Raw genomic sequence first — 17771 nt, 5'->3', positions numbered from 1 at the left:
ATAAGCCCGGAAAAATCGATTCTCCGGGACTTTAAAATACAAAATGTCAATTTGTCAATCTCCCTTTATCCTTGTCTATAGTTCTGGACGGACTACGCTAAAATCTATCTCTCCATCCTCTCCTTCTCCTTTATCAACCCATTCCGATAGGCGTAAAGAAGTTTCTCCAAGTCCTTGATCTGGCTTTGAAGATCCGCACCCTTATCCGTATCTTTCACCATCTGGCGATGGGAGCTTAATTCTACCACGATCGTGGTGGATTTGATATCCAAGCCTTCCTCGATCGCTTTCGCCCGGGATTCGAAGGGTTCGTGTTGCACAAGCTGGAAACCACGGGAGTGATATACTAATGTATAGCCCGCGATACCGGTTTCCAAATGATACGGACGGGAGAAACCGCCATCGATTACCAACATCTTGCCATTCGCCTTAATGGGATTCTCACCTTGATTGGAACGGACAGGGACATGTCCGTTGATGATATGCCGATGCATACCGGTCACCCCAAACTCATCCAATATCTTATCACAAATTTCCTCTTGCTCTCGTAACGTATAATAAGCGCCTTTTTCCTCCTTATGAGTCTCGGCCTCTTCGATAAAGGCACGCTCGAAAGTAGCCATCTTGCTTTTATCGAATAACGGGGAGTCCTTGCCGCCCCAAAGATACCAGATATAATCATGCGCATATTCCACTTCTTCCTGTTCCCCGGTCTTGAAATAAGCCGTACGGATCAGTTGGTCTACACGGTCCAACAAAGCACGGCCCTTATAATCCTGCCCCAAGATACGTACTGACTTAAATGTACCATCCGGATTCATCGGGATAGAGGCATGAAACAGTAAATTGGAATTACAAACCTGATACATTCCCCCATGCCGGAAGAAACAACGCATATGCTTTTTCATCTTCTCGCTGCTCTCAAAAGAATGCAATATCTTTCGGATCAAATCCTCTTCCTCAATAGAAAGACGATACGGATCTTTCGGGTCTAAAGTAGGCCAGTTAGTATCTTTAAGCGTATAATCCTTTCCATCGATATGAACCACTCCCCGCTTCAGATCGATATGGTGCAACAACATCCGGTCATCCATCTCAAACTCCGGACGACGGCGGATGATCTCACCCTCCAGCTTGAACTGGATGATGGTGATCGCCTTGTGCATCTGGGCGATCAAACGGGTGGTCTTCTCATCCATTGCATTATCGGCGAACTTTGTTTTCGGCATGAATAACGCGCAAGGATCATCCCCATACGCCTCCATCGCGAAAGTGGCCAACGGCAAAAGATTGATACCATATCCATCTTCTAAGGTAGCCATATTACCAAAGCGTAAACACATACGAATCACGTTGGCGATACTTACCAAATTACCGGAAGCGGCTCCCATCCACAAGATATCATGATTACCCCATTGAACATCGAAATTATGGTAATCGCAAAGGATATCCATGATCAGATGAGCGCCCGGACCCCGATCGTAAATATCGCCGATGATATGTAACAGGTCGATTGTCAACCGTTGGATCAAGTTACACATAGCGATAATGAAATCGTCCGCACGTCCCGTGGAGATGATCGTACAAATAATCTGATCCACATAAGCGGATTTATTCGGCTCTACGGAAGACTCGTGCAATAACTCCTGAATAATATAGGAGAACTCCTTGGGTAAAGCCTTACGTACTTTCGAACGGGTGTATTTGGAGGACACGTTCCGGCAAACACGTACCAATTGATTCAAGGTAACTTGATACCAATCTTCCAGATCTTGCTCTTGGCTCTTGATCAGTTCCAGCTTATCCTCCGGATAATAAATCAAGGAACAAAGCTCCTTCTTCTCGGATTCCCGGAGCGTATTACTGAAAATCTCGTTCACCTTGCGCTTTACGGCACCGGAAGCGTTTCTCAGCACATGGCTAAAGGCTTGATCCTCGCCATGCAAATCACTCAAGAAGTGCTCCGTACCCTTCGGTAGGTTCAAGATCGCCTCCAGATTAATGATCTCCGTACTGGCATCCGCGATCGTCGGGAAACTCCGTGCCAACAATTGCAAATACCGTAAATCGTTTTGTACAGATTCGGCTATAATATCTTTTGTCATCTTATCTCTTATTTATACGCGAATATAAATAGATCCGGTCATTTAAACCGAACCTGCTCCGGTTTATTTTTCTCGGCTACTTGCTGGATCTCATAGGGGCTGACCTCTACGGCACCTTTCGTCAATTCCGGAATATTGTAGGAATACAACTGATAGTCATACTTATCCGGATCTTCTTGAGGCAATAAGAACGGTTTCGAAGGCTTACCGTCTTTCCCTATATGACAAATATAAGGTAAAGTATATAAACCGTTATCCCGGCGGCTACTAAATACGACCCAATCACTATTACTACTCCAAGAATGATAGCTATCCGTATCCGGGCTATTCAACGCAGACATATCCATCGCTGTCCGATTCTCCAAATCCATCATCCGGATCTCCGCATCCGGGTGCCAAATAGGGAACTGCCCATAAGCGGTTTCCGTGTACATCAGGAAACGTCCATCGGGAGAGATACGGGGAAATGTATAGCTCAAGCTATCCGCATGTACCAACGTATCGATCGGGAAGCTGATCTCGCCACGATCCGGATCAAACGCAACACGACAGAGATTATAACGTACCTTATCATAATTCTCCGGCATCTTCTGGGCCGGGGCCGTACAGAAATAAAGCCATTTACCATCCGGAGAGAACGCAGGGAAAGTCTCGAATGCATCTTTTGTGATCAATGAGGCTTTCGAAAGGATTTCTTTGTTTTTCACGTCATACACCACCACATCGGACTCCAAGTCGAACACTTCCATCTTTTTCTCTTTCACGGAATGGAAAAACTGTTTGATATCATTTACCGATGTGGTGATATAGCGCCCGGAAGGATGCCAGAAAGGATACGTCATATTACTGATCGTCCCATTCGTTTTCGTATTCAATTTACTGATTTTCTTGTCTTGGACAATATAAGTTCCCCCATTCGCCGCACGCATATGGAACATCATCTGCCCCGGGTCTCCCATACAAAAAGAATGGCAGTTCATACAATTATAGCCAGTCATATCGTTACGGATAATCGGCTGTTCGTCAAACGACTCCAAATTCCGCTGATAAATACCCACAATATGCCATTTCTCGTATCCCGGCTCTATCAAACGGTATACTAAATGAGAGTCGATCGCTTGATCACTGATATAGACAGAGAATGGTGCCCATTTAGTCCATTTGTCTCCCTCTTTCGTCGTGATCGTTACAAAAAAGGCTTTACCTTTATTCGCACGGGTAAGCCGTTCCCAATCCTTGGACTTAAAACAGATCGTATTCGTTCCGTAATACTCAAACACCCCCTGCTCGCTACCCTCGATCTTCGCATAGCATTTTTCAGCGGGCACGTCAATACGGAAATTCAATGGGGCTATATTATAAGGTATAGTAACCCCTTGGTAATCCGGGAACATCGGCGGGGGAGACATGCGTTCGTTCTCGGCAACAACAAAGCCACCCGGATGTACCGCCCAAAAACCCAAGTATAGTACAATAACCAGAACTTGCAATAGTAAATATCCGATCACAAAGTTTCGGACGATCTTTCGTTTCCTCGTATTATCCATCATAATTATTGTCGTTTAGGAGTCGGGGTAAATTGAGCGTAATAATAATAGGTATCGCCAAACTGCGCTTTCAAGGCGGCAGGAGGCATGCCTCGAGCCACTTTCATAAATTGCAGAAAGCGGTTTTGTACCTCCGAACTGATCGGATAGCTTTTGAACGCCTCCGGGTCTTTCTGCACGGCAGCGAAAAACAGGCATATAGCCTCCTGATAGAGAACGGGAAATGACTCGCCTCGCTCTTTCATCAATTCCATATAATGCATAAATGTCATCAAGTCTTTATAAACCAATAAGTATCCCATTCCATACTCAAAAGCCGGACGATTATCGGCATGATCGTCGATCAAGAAAGCCAGCGCATTGGGAAATGTCAAGGTCAAGTCTAAGGGATTATCCGTTACCGGAAGTACCGCCCGCTTCGCCTTTATCCAATCGGTAGAGGCACAAACCACGGAGTCGAGCAACGGGCGCTGCGCTTTTGCCCAATCCCTGTAGTGGGGAGTCGATTCAAGAATCTTAATATATTTCTCGGCGGCACGGTATTCGCCGGTTACCAGATAAGTCTCCACCAAACGCTTCATCAAACGAGGCTGCACGCAACGTTGCGAGCTTAATACACCCACAAAGGCGAAACGTTGCGCTGCGTTTACCTGCCCTACTTGCCAAGCAACCTCGCTCGCCTCGATCAATCCCATCCGGCTTTTCGGATCGTGCGGGATAAAGCCCTCCACCCCGATCTGAGGGAAACGCATCAAATCGCCAGAAAATCGTCCCGTATGTGATAAAGCCAGATTCAAATAAATCAGGGCATCCATATCCCGGACCGAATGCGCACGAGCATGTGAGACTATCTCTTGCCATTCTCCCTGCCGTGCATAGTAATCGTACCGATAGGCCTGCTCCATCGGGTCTTTCTTATAGAGAATCCCATAAGTCATCGCTATCAGAAGGAAAGCGTAAGAAACGATTCGCTTCCAAGATTCCTTACGGATAAAAACCCGGTTCCTTACATAATAAAGAATTAAAACGATCAAAGGATATGAAAGCCCGATATATCCTAAAGAATTAGGTATCGGATATTCGGGATGGCATAGATGTTTGCTGAAGAACGCTTCCCGCATCGGAAGAATATAAACCGTACGCATGGCGATCAACGGTTGCAAACCTCCCCAAGCGATAGCGATAATGGCTACTCCAAAACGAGCCTTATCCTCTTTAGCACAACACTCATAAACTGCGATCAATAAGGCCAATAATAAATTAGCGGGTGCCGCAAAAAAATAAGAGCCCCCCAAAAACAAGAAGCCAAAGAGATAACGAAGCCAATCAATCTTGATTGAAGTATACAAATACGCAAGAACCTGCACGAAAGCGAGCATCGTCAACAAGGCGATTGACTCCAGCGGATAGATCCAAATTAAAAAAGAGGGAAGAATAGCCGCCAACATAGAGGCACGCACCCCACAAGCTTTTAAGTAAAGGAAAAAACAGCCGGAGATCAGTCCTAATAATAAAGCGATCACTACCGAAGCTCCATAAGGATGGATAAACGCGAGCGATAAGAACTCAGTCACATATTCATTCAATCCACCCGGTTCGGCCAATCGGTCTTGGAAATAACTACCGGTAGTCTGAAACATCATATACTGCTCCAGAAAACGATACCAATACCGAAAATTCAACTCTATGAATAGGATACTTCCTATAATAAAAAGGAATAGTATAATAGTATTATTGTTAACAAATAGTCTATTCTTCATTCTCCAACTGTTTTTCAGATCGTAAAGATAGAAAGTATATAGAAGATGGCAAAAGAAAAGGTTTAATTATTATATTGAACACGGAACACACGGAGCGTGTGCTCCATGTTCAAAGCTATATTTCTTACATCTGTTGCTCGCCGCCGCCGGAACCGCCGCTCTTCATATCATCGTTGCTGATACCTCTTTTTACTTTCTTGATGGCATCTTTCAAGGTGCCAAAACGATAAGATACACTAACCATTAACATTCTCATCGTACGGTAATTGATCTCACGACGGAAGAAGGTATCATCGGAAGTAGTATTTTCCATCTTCATTCGCTTCCAGAAGGGGTTTTGGAAAGACAACTGGACAGATAGCTTTTTCTTCAAGAAATCCTTGTTCACGGAGATTCCCGTGAAATAGAATGGAGAGCCTTTCCCCTGTAACTGGATCCAAGGAGAGAAATATCCTCCCTGTATGTTCACACGGAAATCCAACGGGAAATTAAACTGCGTACCGGCGAAAATACGTCCGCTGAATCCACTATTCGCCATATCATTCTTTTCGCTCTTCAAATCCGTATAATCCATTCCACCATTCATATAGATACGGAACAAAGGAACCGGATTCCAATTTGCGTATACGAATAAGCCGGTAGATTGTTTCTTTCCGATATTACCGTAGGTGGTTTGGAAAACACCCGGATTCTCCGGATCGATAAAGGTATATTGCTCGATCGAATTATTGACGAACGTATAAGTAGCGCTCGCGTTAATGCTGAATTTCTGGGCGAACATACTATAGTTCAAGTTTATATTATTACTTTTCTCCGAGTCCAGATTCGGGTTACCGAAGGATATGTTCTGTGGGTCCGCATTGTTTACATAAGGATTCAAATACCAGATACCCGGACGCTGGATACGCATATTATACCCCAAGCGAAGCTGTTGCGCCATACTCAATTGATAAGAGACCGTAGCGTTTGGCACCACGTCGAAATAATGGGTATCAAAGTTCATATCGGGAGCCATCTCATATTTCACGTCCAAAGCGGTTCCTTCCGCACGTACCCCCGCCTTCACGCCAAACTTATCAAACTTCATCGAATAGCCCAGATAAGCGGAATAGATATGTTGGGTATGACGGAAATGGCTATCTTTAGAAGTTATGTCCTCCCATATATTCAACGAATCGTTGAAAGCGGTACGATCCGTATTACTCCGGCTCTGGCGGAATATATATTTTGCGCCAACCTCCAAGGTCTGATCCTTCCACGTAGGGGTCGTATAATCCACCTGCCCGGTGTGCTCGTTCGTAGAAGCCTTGTTGATATTATTTTGCGGATAGCCGAGCCAAGGATTGTAATTCACGACATTCTTTAATTCCGTATAATCCTTGTTATCATTGGGAGAATGGCTGAAACGGTAGGAGATCGTCAGCAACTCATCTTTTTTATGGGTAGAGTGTTGGTAATCCACGCTCACGTCCGTAGAACCAAACGTTTCCGTAGCGTCGGAATTACGATTATAATCGTATACCGGATTACGATTGATATCCTGCATATTCACCGTGTATTCCGAACGGTTCGTCATCTTACCATGGAATAAGTTCGCCCCTACGGTCAGCAAGTTCAAGGAGTCGATCTCATAACTACCTTCCAGCGAACCAAACTGGAAGGGTCCGTTATTCTTCCTACGTCCATTTTGCGTCAAGAAATGTTGCTCGTCATTTTCCAAATCCTCACGTATCGAGGTAGACTCATTCCAAGGCTCCCTATTATAATTGTAATTATAATTCGCTGTCAACCCGAACTTACCTGCTTTAAGGGATATATAGCCGCCACCGCCTACACGCCCCAACGAACTACCGTTCACACGAACCGTACCAGTATATCCTTGTAGAGCGTTTTTCGTCGTAATGATATTAATAATACCACCGATACCCTCAGCGTCATATTTAGCGCCCGGGTCTGTAATCACCTCTATGTTTTTCACGGAATTGGCCGGCATACTCTTCAATACCTCAGCTGGATTGTTACTCAACAGGTTAGAAGGCTTGCCATTCATGTAGATCTTAAAGTTCGTGGAGCCTTTCAATTGGATTTGGTCATCTCCGTCCACGGTTACCATCGGTACCTTGCGCAGCATTTCCAATGTATTGTTTGTCTGTGCCTCCGGATCATCTTCCAAGCTATAGGTAAGTTTATCGATCTCAGCCTTCACCAAAGGTTTCTGTGCCGTAACCGTCACTTCCCCCAGCCGCTGGTTATCCTCCTGCATATACAACTTACCCAAATCCAAGTTCCTCTGTTTATCCGAGATCGTAAATGTTTTCTCGGCAGGAGCTTTTCCTATCGATTGCATAGAGATGATGTATTTACCGGCGCTACTCAATGGTGCCTGAAACTTACCATCCACATCACACGCTAAAAGCTTGACCGGCTTATCGGGGGTCTTCGCTAAAGCAATTCTCAACGTCGCATAGGGTACGGACTCGTTACTCAGCGAGTCTAACACCTGTCCCTTAATTGAATAGGAACCTGTCTTGTCCGCTTGCGCATACAGAGGAAGCGCAAAGAACAGTACCCAAAATAAGGCAAACAATTTCTCTTTCATACGTTCATCTATCACTATAAAAATAATACATTTTACTGCAAATTACACTATTTACGATTTCATCGTACAAATAAAGTCATTAATAATGTTCATATTTCCTTTTTCTTCTAAAGAAGTCTGAAAAAAGAGTATTTTTTCATAATAGACGGACATCAAGTAAAATAGGTTGCACAATAATCCTAGGAATCTTTGAGAAAACGAATATATTGTTATTTTTGCATTCGTAATTCTTTAAAATACAATGTCATGAGAACTATCTTTTGTGTATTAGCCACTTTGATGTTGGGTTTGACGAGTCTGCAAGCCCAGAGTTTAAAAGCCATTAAGTTGAATGCTCCCGACAAGACCCGGGGCGCTTCGGTAATGAAAGCCTTGGCAGACCGTCACTCCGAGCGCGAGTTTGCCAACAAGAAACTCAGCCTACAAGATCTTTCCGATTTGATGTGGGCCGCTATCGGTATCAACCGGGAGGATGGGAAACGTACCGCCGCTTCTGCCTTGAATAAGCAAGATGTGGATGTCTACGTATTGATGGAAGAGGGCGCTTATCTGTATGATCCGAAAGCCCATCAACTGAACCCGGTAGCGGAAGGCGATCACCGTCCACTGATCGGAGGAAAGCAAACCTCCGTGAACTCAGCTCCCGCTTGTCTATTGATGGTTTCTGATGTTTCCAAATTCGGCAATGTAGGTACACCACAATTACGTGAGCGCTTTGGAGCCTTAGATGCCGGGCTGGTCTCTCAGAATATCGCCTTGTTCTGCTCTGGATGTGGCTTGGTAACGGTTCCCCGCGGCAGCATGGAGGCTGATGCTTTGAAAAAAGTGTTGAAGCTATCCGACTCCCAAATCCCGATGATCAATCATCCGGTAGGATACGCGAAATAACGTCAGCACTCACGTAAGCCCCCGAGAATCATCTTGTGGGCTTACAAGACCGCTCACGCAGGAGGCTGAGAACAATCTTTACAAAAAATAGATATTCCGACTCTCCGAATATGATCAACCAATTCCATATTCGTCAATTTATGAAAAATAGAGAGATCAAACTGATAAGGTAATAATAAATCATCAATCGCAAACGCAATCTGATTTAACCGACTACGTGTCAAGTTTGCCCCCACCAAAGATATATCCACGTCCGAAAAAGGTTTATGGTTTCCCTTAGCTCGCGAACCGTAAAGTATTACTTCCTCAATATCCTCGTATCGAGCGTAAAACTCACGCAACTTATTCAATTCTATGTCACTCAATCCATATTTCATTTACAGCTTCATCTAGTCTCATTTTCCGATATACATAACATCCTCTCTTCAAACCGGCAAAATAGTGGATAATAAACCAGTACGATATTCTCATAAATTTCAGAAGCCACATCGTCATCATAATTATGAGAAGTCAAATTACGATCCTCAATTGTCTCCATCCATCGTTTATCTTCTATAAGCCCTATTTGTAAAGCCTTACGTATAGCATCACGTGAACCTCGAATATCCGTATAACCTTGATATTCCGCATAATCTTTCATCACCTTCCAGACTAATTCACGGGTATATTCAAAACGCTGGATTAATCCTTCTTGCAAAAGTTCATCAATCTCGTCCGCTAATTCCAACCGCCAAGATACAATGTCCACCGCTTGACCCAATTTAGCCAAAGCCTTACAATAATTAGGAAATCGCTGTAACCAACGTATATCTTGTGCCATATATGTAAACTTTAGGATACGAAGATAAGAAAAACAGAAGATATTCCTACATTCATTTCTTGAAAAATGCAAACCAAGCAATCAAAGCCAGCAGCACGAATATAACCACCAAGATCGTATTCCCCCAACGAATCAGGAAGGAAGGCATCTCGCCAATCATGTTGCGGACTTTCTCGCTACGCAACTCGATACGGTTTTGATCCGATTCTGCTTTTTTCTTCATCTCATTGTATGTCGACATATCTTTAATTCCCCAACTCTAATTGATTCTTCACTAAATTATAATAAGCGCCTTTGCGATCGATCAGCACGTCGTGGGTGCCTACCTCTACGATACGGCCTTTGTCAAGAACGACTATTTGATCGGCATTGCGTACGGTACTTAATCGATGGGCGACGATTATTACCGTCTTACCCCGGTAAAAGTCCGTCAGATTCTCCACTATGGCACGTTCATTGTTGGCATCCAACGAATTCGTCGCCTCATCGAAAAAGAGATAAGAAGGGTCCTTATAAACCGCCCGGGCGATCAAGATCCGTTGACGCTGGCCTTGGCTTACGCCTTGACCATCCGGACCTATCACCGTATTATATTTTAAGGGTAAGCGCTCGATAAATTCCTCTATATTGGCGATACGAGCTGCCAATAATAAGCGAGATTTATCAATCTCACCGTCATCCACGGCAATATTGCGTGCGATCGATTCAGAGAACAGATAACCGTCTTGCATCACCGCACCACATTGGTCACGCCACCATAAAAGGCTGAAAGATCGCAAATCATTTCCACCCACCCGGATATCACCTTCTACCGGATTATAGTAGCCCAATAATAACTTGATCAAGGTTGTTTTCCCGCTACCACTCGTTCCTACGATCGCCGTAATCTTGCCTCGAGGTATTTTAAGGTTTATCCGCTCCAAGACTTTCGGCGAATGGATGCCCTCATATTGAAACGTCACGTTACGAATCTCAATGTCCCTATCGCTTCCGTTAAAACCGGTTATCATACGTTCCGGCGTCTCCTCTTCTTCCCGATCATGGATCTCGCTCATCCGTTCCAGACTAATCTTCACGTCTTGCCAACTATAAAGAAACTGCACGAACTGTTCCACCGGAGCGTTCAACTGCCCGATAATATACTGTATAGCCAACATCATACCCAACGACAGGCTACCCCCGATCACAGCCGTAGCGGCAATCACCGTAATCACGATATTCTTTACCTCATTAATCAAGATACTGCCGGCCTCCTGACTCTGTTGCAGCCGCATCGATTCGATGTTTGTCCGGAACAAGTCCGCTTGTATATCCTCCCACTCCCAACGCCGACGTCGCTCACAATGCTGAAGCTTGATCTCTTGCATACCATTCAATAACTGCATGGTTTTCGATTGATTACGGGCCCGTTGCTCAAAATAAGTATAGTCCAGCAAACGACGTTTTTTAAGGAAGAATGTCACCCATACGGCATATAAAGCGCTACCTAGTACGAAAATAAAGAATATCAATCGATTATAATAAAGTAATACCCCACCGAACACCACGAAGCTGAAAGCGGAGAAAAGCACCGTCAATGTCTGCGCCGTCAAGAAACGTTCCACACGCTCATGATCATGGATGCGTTGCAAGAGATCGCCCGTCATTTTCGTATCGAAAAACGACATGGGTAATCGCATCAGTTTGATCAAGAAATCGGATAACAATGATATATTCACCCTCGCACTTATATGCAGTAATATCCAGCGACGGATAAAGTCCACCGAGGCACGGCTCAAGACCAGCATCAATTGTCCCGCCAAGATCAGATAGATCAGATTCAGATTCTTAGTAGCGATACCTTTATCCACGATCGCTTGGGTAAGAAACGGAAAGATTAATTGCAATACGCTTCCCAGCGCAAGCCCCAGCAACAACTGGATAAAGAAACGTTTATAAGGTTTCATATACCCCCAAAGGAAATGAAAGGGATCTCTTCCCGTATGGCGTTCATCTTTCCGCTTATAAAAAGCGGGGGTCGGCTGCAAGGCCATTAATATGCCTTTCTCCTCCCCTCTCGAACGGGTACTGATCCACGCATTACGAAACTCTTCCTCATCGATACGCAACAAATTCTTACCGGGATCAGCTATATAAAAAACAGATTTCCCATCCTGTTTCTTTTTAACGTCATATAATACGACAAAATGATCTTGGTTCCAATGGAGGATACAAGGGAAGGGGCGTTGCTCCACCATCTTCCCCAAGGTCATTCGTCCACATATCGTACGAAATCCTATATACTCGGCGGCATCAGCGATACCCAGCATGGAGACTCCTTCCCGGGTTACGACGCAAAGGTTTTGCATCGTCTCGGCGGAATACTCCTTGCCATGGAACTTGGCGATCATGCGGAGGCAGGTGGCGCCGCATTCCATGGAGTCGGGTTGCTTGATATGGGGGAAGCTCATAATTTAATACCTTCCTCTATACTATACACATTTTTCCGTTCTTTCATTGCTTTCGACTTGTTTTTACGGAATGTATAACGAAGCAAGATCCAAGGCCGAAAAGAGGCACTGATTTTTCGTTGATCGCTGTAGTTCTCATAGCTACCACTACGTAATTCCATCGAGGTACGATAAGTAACCAAACAATTCTCCATCGCCACGGAAATATAGAAATAGTCCGTAAAATTATAAGAGACCTGTACCATCGAAAAAGAAGGGCTATGATACTTCACACGAGAGATTGGCGTATAGGTATAATTGTTATATAATATATCAGCACCCAAATACCACTTCTTATAATTCGCATTGAAATACAAAGAGGTACTAAACCCTTTCCTTGGATCTTCATTCTCATAATAATCCACGACATGATACGCATTGACACCTATACGCCCTAAATTGCCTATCCGATAAGACAGACTTCCCCCTATGCGTAAATTCTTATACTTCCCGCTATTCCTATAGCTACTGATATAAATATCCTCTTCGCTGAATCCATACGATTCCACCAAGTCCGTACTGATCCGATAAGAGACGCTCGGTGTCAAATAAAATCCTTTCGTGTTAAATGTCAAGGATAGGTTCAATTTATGATTTTGGCTCGGAAGCAGATAAGGATTTCCTTGTGTCTTCACTAAAGAATCCGTAGACATATTATAAGGATTCAATTCGCTCTCGGTAGGAGCCGTATTGGTAAGCGTGTATCCCAATCTCGTAGATAGATGATCGCTAAAATCATAATTACCGCTTAAAGAAATGCGAGGCTTGAAGTAATGATTAGAGGCCTCACCCGCTTTCAGCCAAATTCCTTCCAGCCCAGCAGAAAGCATATAAGAAAAACGCTTTATAGACTGGCTATAGTCCGCATACAAATACTCTTCCCATTTCTCGTGCCGGAAAGTAGGCATTCCTATACTCACTTGACGTATACGATCACTCGTAAAACGAGTCTGATTCCCTACATTCAAGCTACCTCCATTTGCAAAATCCACATTATAATCCACATCAAAACGACCGGAATTCCGGTCGTTCTTATATAAATATGTATTCAGATAAGACCAATCCAGATATGACTCCGAGCGATTTCCGTCATTCTCGTTATGATTCTTATTGAAAGCAAGGGTCGTTTCCAATATATGGTTTTTCGCAAACGTATGCTTATGGAACAAGCTAGCCGTAAAAATATACGATTGATCCTTATTAAAAGAAGAATAATCGAATTCTTGGGGTATTCCATCCGTTAAAAGTCCATCACCCCAACCTTTCTTCTTATTGATTTTTTTATTACCATACATATGAGCTACGATATAATCCTTGTCTGTACACATCCAACGGAATTGCAACTCACCTAAATAGCTAGTACCATCCAAACGTTCCTCTCCCTTCGTCCATTTACTATACCCCGTATTTAGCTGCCGTTGCTCCTGTTCCGAGCGATCATCATACAAATAGTCCACTGAAGCTCTTCCATAAAGTGCGTATCGAGAGTTTCCAACCTCAAAATACCCTACCCCAAGCCCCTTACGGAAAGGGACATCATGCCGCGTGGCTCCTTCCAAGAAGATAAAAGGTTGTGTCTTCTTTTTCAATTTTATATTCAATATCTTTTGGTAACCATCCTTTAAGTAACGGGCTTTCACCACATCGATTATCTCCACGGATTCTATCTCTCTCGGATCAAGAGTGGCGATTCCCGAGTTATAACGATTCCCGTTTATCAATATCAAGGGTTGCGCCCCATCCTCCAACTGCACCTTCCGGTTAGCCACATCCGAGTACAAGCGTGGGATCTCTTGCAGGGCCCGGAAAGGGTCTTTCATATTTTTAGCCTTCTCTGACAGATAAAAGATCTCTCCCGTAGCGGTCCGATTCACTTGATCATTCCGATTACCCGTCACCATTACTTCGTCCAATACGACCGTTTTCTCAGGTGTCAGCAAGAAGTCTTTTCTAACATCCCTGTTTTCCACTCGCAATATTTGCTCCTGCGCATTATACCCCAAGAAAAACAAACGTAGCTCATACGCTCCCTCCTTCAATCCATCTATACGAAAATGACCTTTTTCATCAGTTAAAGCCATGGCCGATAACGAGTCTTCCACACTCAATATCACCTGTACCCCATCCATCATCTTCCGCTTCTCGTTTGTAATTATTCCTGAGAAGGTGTAAGACTGGGCAGACAATGTGAAGAGGCCTTGTGAGATGAACAGAAGCCAGAAAGCGATAGTTCTCATGGTATTATGCGTATAATTCTTCTTTTAATAATTGACATTTGAAAAGATACATCAGATATTCTTTCAAAGTCATATTGATTGCGTCAAATGTACATATATTTTCCCCCGGATGCAACATTATTTGTTTATTACATGGTCCCAAACAGGCAGGCAGTAATTTACAATCTATACAATTTTGAGGCAACATCTCCTTCAACCAATAAGAAACTTTTGTCTCATTCCAATGTACCTGTCCGGATTGTAAATCAAATTCTCCTAACGCATTTTGATCATCAAAAGAAGAAATCGTAGAACACTTAAAAACTTTACCATCATAATTAAACAAAACTTCTCTATGCCGTTCAGCAAAGCAAACATCTCCTTTTGGCATAATATAATAATCCAATAAAAATTTCTTATCTAAAAACTTTTGAACCGAAGCATGTAATAACGGCACATTAACTTTATCTTTTTCTAGTTGCCACACTTTTTTCAAAATGACAAAACAATACTTACGATCTAGAAAATCCAAATCACCAATGATTTCATCTATTTTCTCTAATGTCTTATTATCAAAGTTTATTCTTACCGCAAGCCACCTATTGGGAATTTTATCATTAATAAGCCGAATAGTTCTCAATGTCTTCTCATAAGTATCCTGATTCGGGTTATCCTTATCTTTCTTTATTTGATTATGATGTATTCTATCACCATCCAAAGTAATTTGGAATTGGCATTCAAAGTTTTTTAAATAATCTATAATAGATTCTGTTATCAAAATCGCATTTGTTGTAAATTCAGCAATTAGATCCAATTGATTAACTTGGCAAAAGTTTCTCGCAAAATCCAGAATTTCTTTTATCCCTCTGAAATACAAAAAAGGCTCTCCCCCAAAGAATGATAATTTTAATATCCTATAAGATGTTTTAATATATTCTTGTTCTATATTCTTTTTTATAGCTTCTATTACTTCACTCTTCAAGAAACTTCCCGCTATTCTATTCTCGTAAAAGTACCAACAGTTTAAATTGCAATCCAATGTTGTATTCACCATGACTTGATACATAGAGGCATCAAATTGCATCCTTTTTTTCCGAAACAAGACAATCTCTCTTTCATCAAAATCATCAGGAACAATATATTGATTATCCACCAAAGATTTATATAATACAGGATCAGATTGCTCTAATTCTAAAATATTTTCTTTTTTATATTTTTCATATCTCACATTATTTAATAATATAAATTTATTATTAAATGAATTATAAAGTAAATAAACCTGTGGCAAAACTTTCTCTACAACCTGATAATATATCTTCTTCATTTCATTTTTCATTAATTTCTCGATAGAAATAGCTGATGCCTTCTCCCTGTTACAAAGAAAGCATCAAACTAAAAAAACTATCAATTAGCCACACCTCCCTGAAGAATTATTGACTCCTCCACACTTACCTGAGCCATTGTTAGTACCAGAACAACTTCCATCCCCATTATTCGGAGCCTTATCATCTGGATCCTCTCCTCCACGAACTAAAATAAGTTCATTTTCCTCTAGCCTCTCTAAAATAAGGCTAGGCAAATTCATTAAATCATTCATAATATCTAAAATTTATAGTTTATAATAGGTCATAATCTATGACCGTTTCATTTACTATTTTACTTATGACTGTCTAGGATTTTCTTGTGGACACAGAACCTTCCGTCCATCCTCAATCCAATACCATTCGTCAGTCTCTTCATCATAATGCCATTCACCACCTTTTATAGCGGAAAGTTCTTCCTTCGACAACAAATCACCAATTTCCATGTCTATATGCTTTTTTAGTCTGTTACAAAAATATAAGTAAAATTTCGTACTCTATCTAACAAACACCTAATTTTCATCTAACAAAAAGCTAACAAAACGAGAAAAACGCATCTTTTTTAAGATTATTCACTATCTTCACATCCAAAATAACGAATCTATCATGAAACACTCCTTATATATTGCGGCCATTATGTTGCTAGTCTTAATACTCTCCCAAGGATATTGGCTATACAATATATATAACGCTGAAAAATATAAAACGCAAGAAGTCCTTGAAGAGCTATTCGAAGAGGCTATCAAGCAAGAAATGTCCAAGCGAATGGTTAGCAACAAACCGAAAGACCCCAACAACCCCAAAAGAATCATAAGAAGAGCTAGTGATATGACACCAGAGGAACGAGCCAAGCTAAAAGGGGATACCATAATCTGGCCACAAATAAAAAATCGGAATCTAAAAGATAACTATGCCGACCTATTAGCGCAACGTATGCAAGACGGTCTACGTAATGCAAATAGACCCTTAAAACCAAATGTATTAGACAGCCTATTCAATAAAACATTAACTGATCACAATTTACAAGCAATATCTTATATAGAAATATCAGACTCTACCCGGCAAACCGTAAATACGGTAGGAAAAAAATTCAACCTTTCATTTTATAAGTTCCAAACAGAAAAGCTCCCGATAGGAACGCAGGGATTACAATATGTACAGGCTTTCGTTAAATTACCTCTTTCTGACATTGTCCAACGAAAGCTCTTGGCTTTTATCGTATCTTGTCTAATCATCCTTACCTCGGCGAGTTGCCTATATTATTTATTAAGAACAATACGTAAAGCCCACGCCCAACTCCGAGACCGTGAAATAGCCGTACATAGCGCTATCCACGACTTGAAATCCCCGCTGAACACGGCGTATGCCTCTATGGATCTTATCGCTAGCCTAGAGAATGAACCGATGAAAGTGAACATATTAAATACCGGAAAAACTCAGATAAAACAGTTGATAGAGATCATCGAGTCCATGCTGTCACTATTGAAAACAGCGGATGGAAAAGAGAGCACACGAAAGTCGCCTATAGATATTAAATCATTTATTGAGCAAACCTACCAAGCGATAGCAAGGCTCTATCCTAATAAGATCCCCTTGTTCAAGCTTGAGAAAAGCGAGGATTTCCCCGACATGATCGAAGCTGATACCGTTCGTTTGGAACGTTGCCTCCGGAATTTGCTAGAGAACGCATTGAAATATTCGAATGACGATGTACGAATCACCGTAACGTTGACTATGAAAAACAACCATTACCGAATAGCCATAAAAGACACCGGTTGGGGAATCCCCAAGAAAGCCCAGAAAAAACTCGGACAACAATTCTTCCGGGTGAAACAAGCCGACAAGCCAGCGCAACCGGGATATGGATTAGGTTTGAGTAGCGTAATGCTAATGGCTAAAGAAATGGGCGGCTCCCTAACTTTTCAGAGTGAGGAGGGTGTCGGTTCAACATTTTTCATTAACTTACCAGCCGAAAACTCATAACAC

General features: G+C 42.4%; 14 protein-coding genes. 2 read left to right on the top strand and 12 right to left on the bottom strand.

The annotated features are described in order from the left end of the window. Nucleotides 1–104: 104 nt before the first annotated feature. The 4 genes from BDI_RS18355 to BDI_RS18340 all read right to left on the bottom strand — a co-directional run bounded on the left by BDI_RS18355 (nt 105) and on the right by BDI_RS18340 (nt 8011). Nucleotides 105–2105: a fructose-1,6-bisphosphatase gene (locus BDI_RS18355; protein ID WP_005859099.1), complete on the bottom strand. Its 2001-nt coding sequence runs from the start codon at nt 2103–2105 to the stop codon at nt 105–107. Nucleotides 2106–2143: 38 nt separating this feature from the next. Then, a complete protein-coding gene (locus BDI_RS18350) occupies nt 2144–3655 on the bottom strand; it encodes a TolB family protein (RefSeq protein ID WP_012056128.1) in 1512 nt (503 codons plus the stop codon). Nucleotides 3656–3657: 2 nt separating this feature from the next. Further along, the gene (locus BDI_RS18345; RefSeq protein ID WP_012056127.1) at nt 3658–5412 is read right to left on the bottom strand and encodes a DUF6057 family protein; all 1755 of its coding nucleotides are present in this window, start codon (nt 5410–5412) and stop codon (nt 3658–3660) included. A gap of 124 nt (nt 5413–5536) precedes the next feature. Continuing rightward, complete coding sequence (locus BDI_RS18340) at nt 5537–8011, bottom strand: outer membrane beta-barrel family protein (protein ID WP_008779306.1); 2475 nt, start codon at nt 8009–8011, stop codon at nt 5537–5539. 246 nt (nt 8012–8257) lie between these two features. On the opposite strand from BDI_RS18340, the gene BDI_RS18335 reads away from it, so the two are divergent. After that, nucleotides 8258–8899 (top strand): SagB/ThcOx family dehydrogenase, encoded by a 642-nt coding sequence (locus BDI_RS18335; RefSeq protein WP_005859107.1) that lies wholly within the window; start codon nt 8258–8260, stop codon nt 8897–8899. Nucleotides 8900–8952: 53 nt separating this feature from the next. Here the strand turns inward: BDI_RS18335 and BDI_RS18330 are convergent, their stop codons facing one another. The 8 genes from BDI_RS18330 to BDI_RS21080 all read right to left on the bottom strand — a co-directional run bounded on the left by BDI_RS18330 (nt 8953) and on the right by BDI_RS21080 (nt 16231). Beyond that, nucleotides 8953–9276, bottom strand: a complete 324-nt coding sequence (locus BDI_RS18330) for a nucleotidyltransferase domain-containing protein (RefSeq protein ID WP_005859109.1) — start codon at nt 9274–9276, stop codon at nt 8953–8955. A gap of 8 nt (nt 9277–9284) precedes the next feature. Beyond that, entirely contained in the window at nt 9285–9719 is a 435-nt protein-coding gene (locus tag BDI_RS18325; RefSeq protein ID WP_012056126.1) for a nucleotidyltransferase substrate binding protein, read from the bottom strand. Nucleotides 9720–9771: 52 nt separating this feature from the next. Further along, nucleotides 9772–9960 (bottom strand): hypothetical protein, encoded by a 189-nt coding sequence (locus tag BDI_RS18320; protein ID WP_005859114.1) that lies wholly within the window; start codon nt 9958–9960, stop codon nt 9772–9774. 4 nt (nt 9961–9964) lie between these two features. Beyond that, nucleotides 9965–12169, bottom strand: a complete 2205-nt coding sequence (locus tag BDI_RS18315; protein ID WP_012056125.1) for a peptidase domain-containing ABC transporter — start codon at nt 12167–12169, stop codon at nt 9965–9967. Then, nucleotides 12166–14445, bottom strand: a complete 2280-nt coding sequence (locus tag BDI_RS18310) for a TonB-dependent receptor (RefSeq protein WP_005859118.1) — start codon at nt 14443–14445, stop codon at nt 12166–12168. The genes BDI_RS18315 and BDI_RS18310 overlap by 4 nt, the downstream gene beginning before the upstream one ends. A gap of 4 nt (nt 14446–14449) precedes the next feature. Beyond that, nucleotides 14450–15748, bottom strand: a complete 1299-nt coding sequence (locus BDI_RS18305; protein WP_012056124.1) for a radical SAM/SPASM domain-containing protein — start codon at nt 15746–15748, stop codon at nt 14450–14452. Between the two features lie 84 nt (nt 15749–15832). Beyond that, the gene (locus tag BDI_RS20535) at nt 15833–16021 is read right to left on the bottom strand and encodes a hypothetical protein (protein WP_005859121.1); all 189 of its coding nucleotides are present in this window, start codon (nt 16019–16021) and stop codon (nt 15833–15835) included. A gap of 63 nt (nt 16022–16084) precedes the next feature. Continuing rightward, a complete protein-coding gene (locus BDI_RS21080) occupies nt 16085–16231 on the bottom strand; it encodes a hypothetical protein (protein ID WP_005859123.1) in 147 nt (48 codons plus the stop codon). Between the two features lie 160 nt (nt 16232–16391). Between BDI_RS21080 and BDI_RS18300 the strand changes: the two genes are divergently transcribed. Beyond that, entirely contained in the window at nt 16392–17768 is a 1377-nt protein-coding gene (locus tag BDI_RS18300) for a sensor histidine kinase (protein WP_008779301.1), read from the top strand. Nucleotides 17769–17771 lie beyond the last annotated feature (3 nt).

Origin of the sequence: Parabacteroides distasonis ATCC 8503 (genome assembly GCF_000012845.1) — a bacterium.
Lineage (GTDB): Bacteria > Bacteroidota > Bacteroidia > Bacteroidales > Tannerellaceae > Parabacteroides > Parabacteroides distasonis.
This window is presented reverse-complemented; position numbering and strand designations above follow the sequence as displayed.

Excerpts from the sequence above, each read along its gene's own strand:
- BDI_RS18355 (WP_005859099.1), bottom strand. The coding sequence starts at position 2,105 with ATGACAAAAGATATTATAGCCGAATCTGTACAAAACGATTTACGGTAT.
- BDI_RS18350 (WP_012056128.1), bottom strand. The coding sequence starts at position 3,655 with ATGATGGATAATACGAGGAAACGAAAGATCGTCCGAAACTTTGTGATC.
- BDI_RS18345 (WP_012056127.1), bottom strand. The coding sequence starts at position 5,412 with ATGAAGAATAGACTATTTGTTAACAATAATACTATTATACTATTCCTT.
- BDI_RS18340 (WP_008779306.1), bottom strand. The coding sequence starts at position 8,011 with ATGAAAGAGAAATTGTTTGCCTTATTTTGGGTACTGTTCTTTGCGCTT.
- BDI_RS18335 (WP_005859107.1), top strand. The coding sequence starts at position 8,258 with ATGAGAACTATCTTTTGTGTATTAGCCACTTTGATGTTGGGTTTGACG.
- BDI_RS18330 (WP_005859109.1), bottom strand. The coding sequence starts at position 9,276 with ATGAAATATGGATTGAGTGACATAGAATTGAATAAGTTGCGTGAGTTT.
- BDI_RS18325 (WP_012056126.1), bottom strand. The coding sequence starts at position 9,719 with ATGGCACAAGATATACGTTGGTTACAGCGATTTCCTAATTATTGTAAG.
- BDI_RS18320 (WP_005859114.1), bottom strand. The coding sequence starts at position 9,960 with ATGTCGACATACAATGAGATGAAGAAAAAAGCAGAATCGGATCAAAAC.
- BDI_RS18315 (WP_012056125.1), bottom strand. The coding sequence starts at position 12,169 with ATGAGCTTCCCCCATATCAAGCAACCCGACTCCATGGAATGCGGCGCC.
- BDI_RS18310 (WP_005859118.1), bottom strand. The coding sequence starts at position 14,445 with ATGAGAACTATCGCTTTCTGGCTTCTGTTCATCTCACAAGGCCTCTTC.
- BDI_RS18305 (WP_012056124.1), bottom strand. The coding sequence starts at position 15,748 with ATGAAGAAGATATATTATCAGGTTGTAGAGAAAGTTTTGCCACAGGTT.
- BDI_RS20535 (WP_005859121.1), bottom strand. The coding sequence starts at position 16,021 with ATGAATGATTTAATGAATTTGCCTAGCCTTATTTTAGAGAGGCTAGAG.
- BDI_RS21080 (WP_005859123.1), bottom strand. The coding sequence starts at position 16,231 with ATGGAAATTGGTGATTTGTTGTCGAAGGAAGAACTTTCCGCTATAAAA.
- BDI_RS18300 (WP_008779301.1), top strand. The coding sequence starts at position 16,392 with ATGAAACACTCCTTATATATTGCGGCCATTATGTTGCTAGTCTTAATA.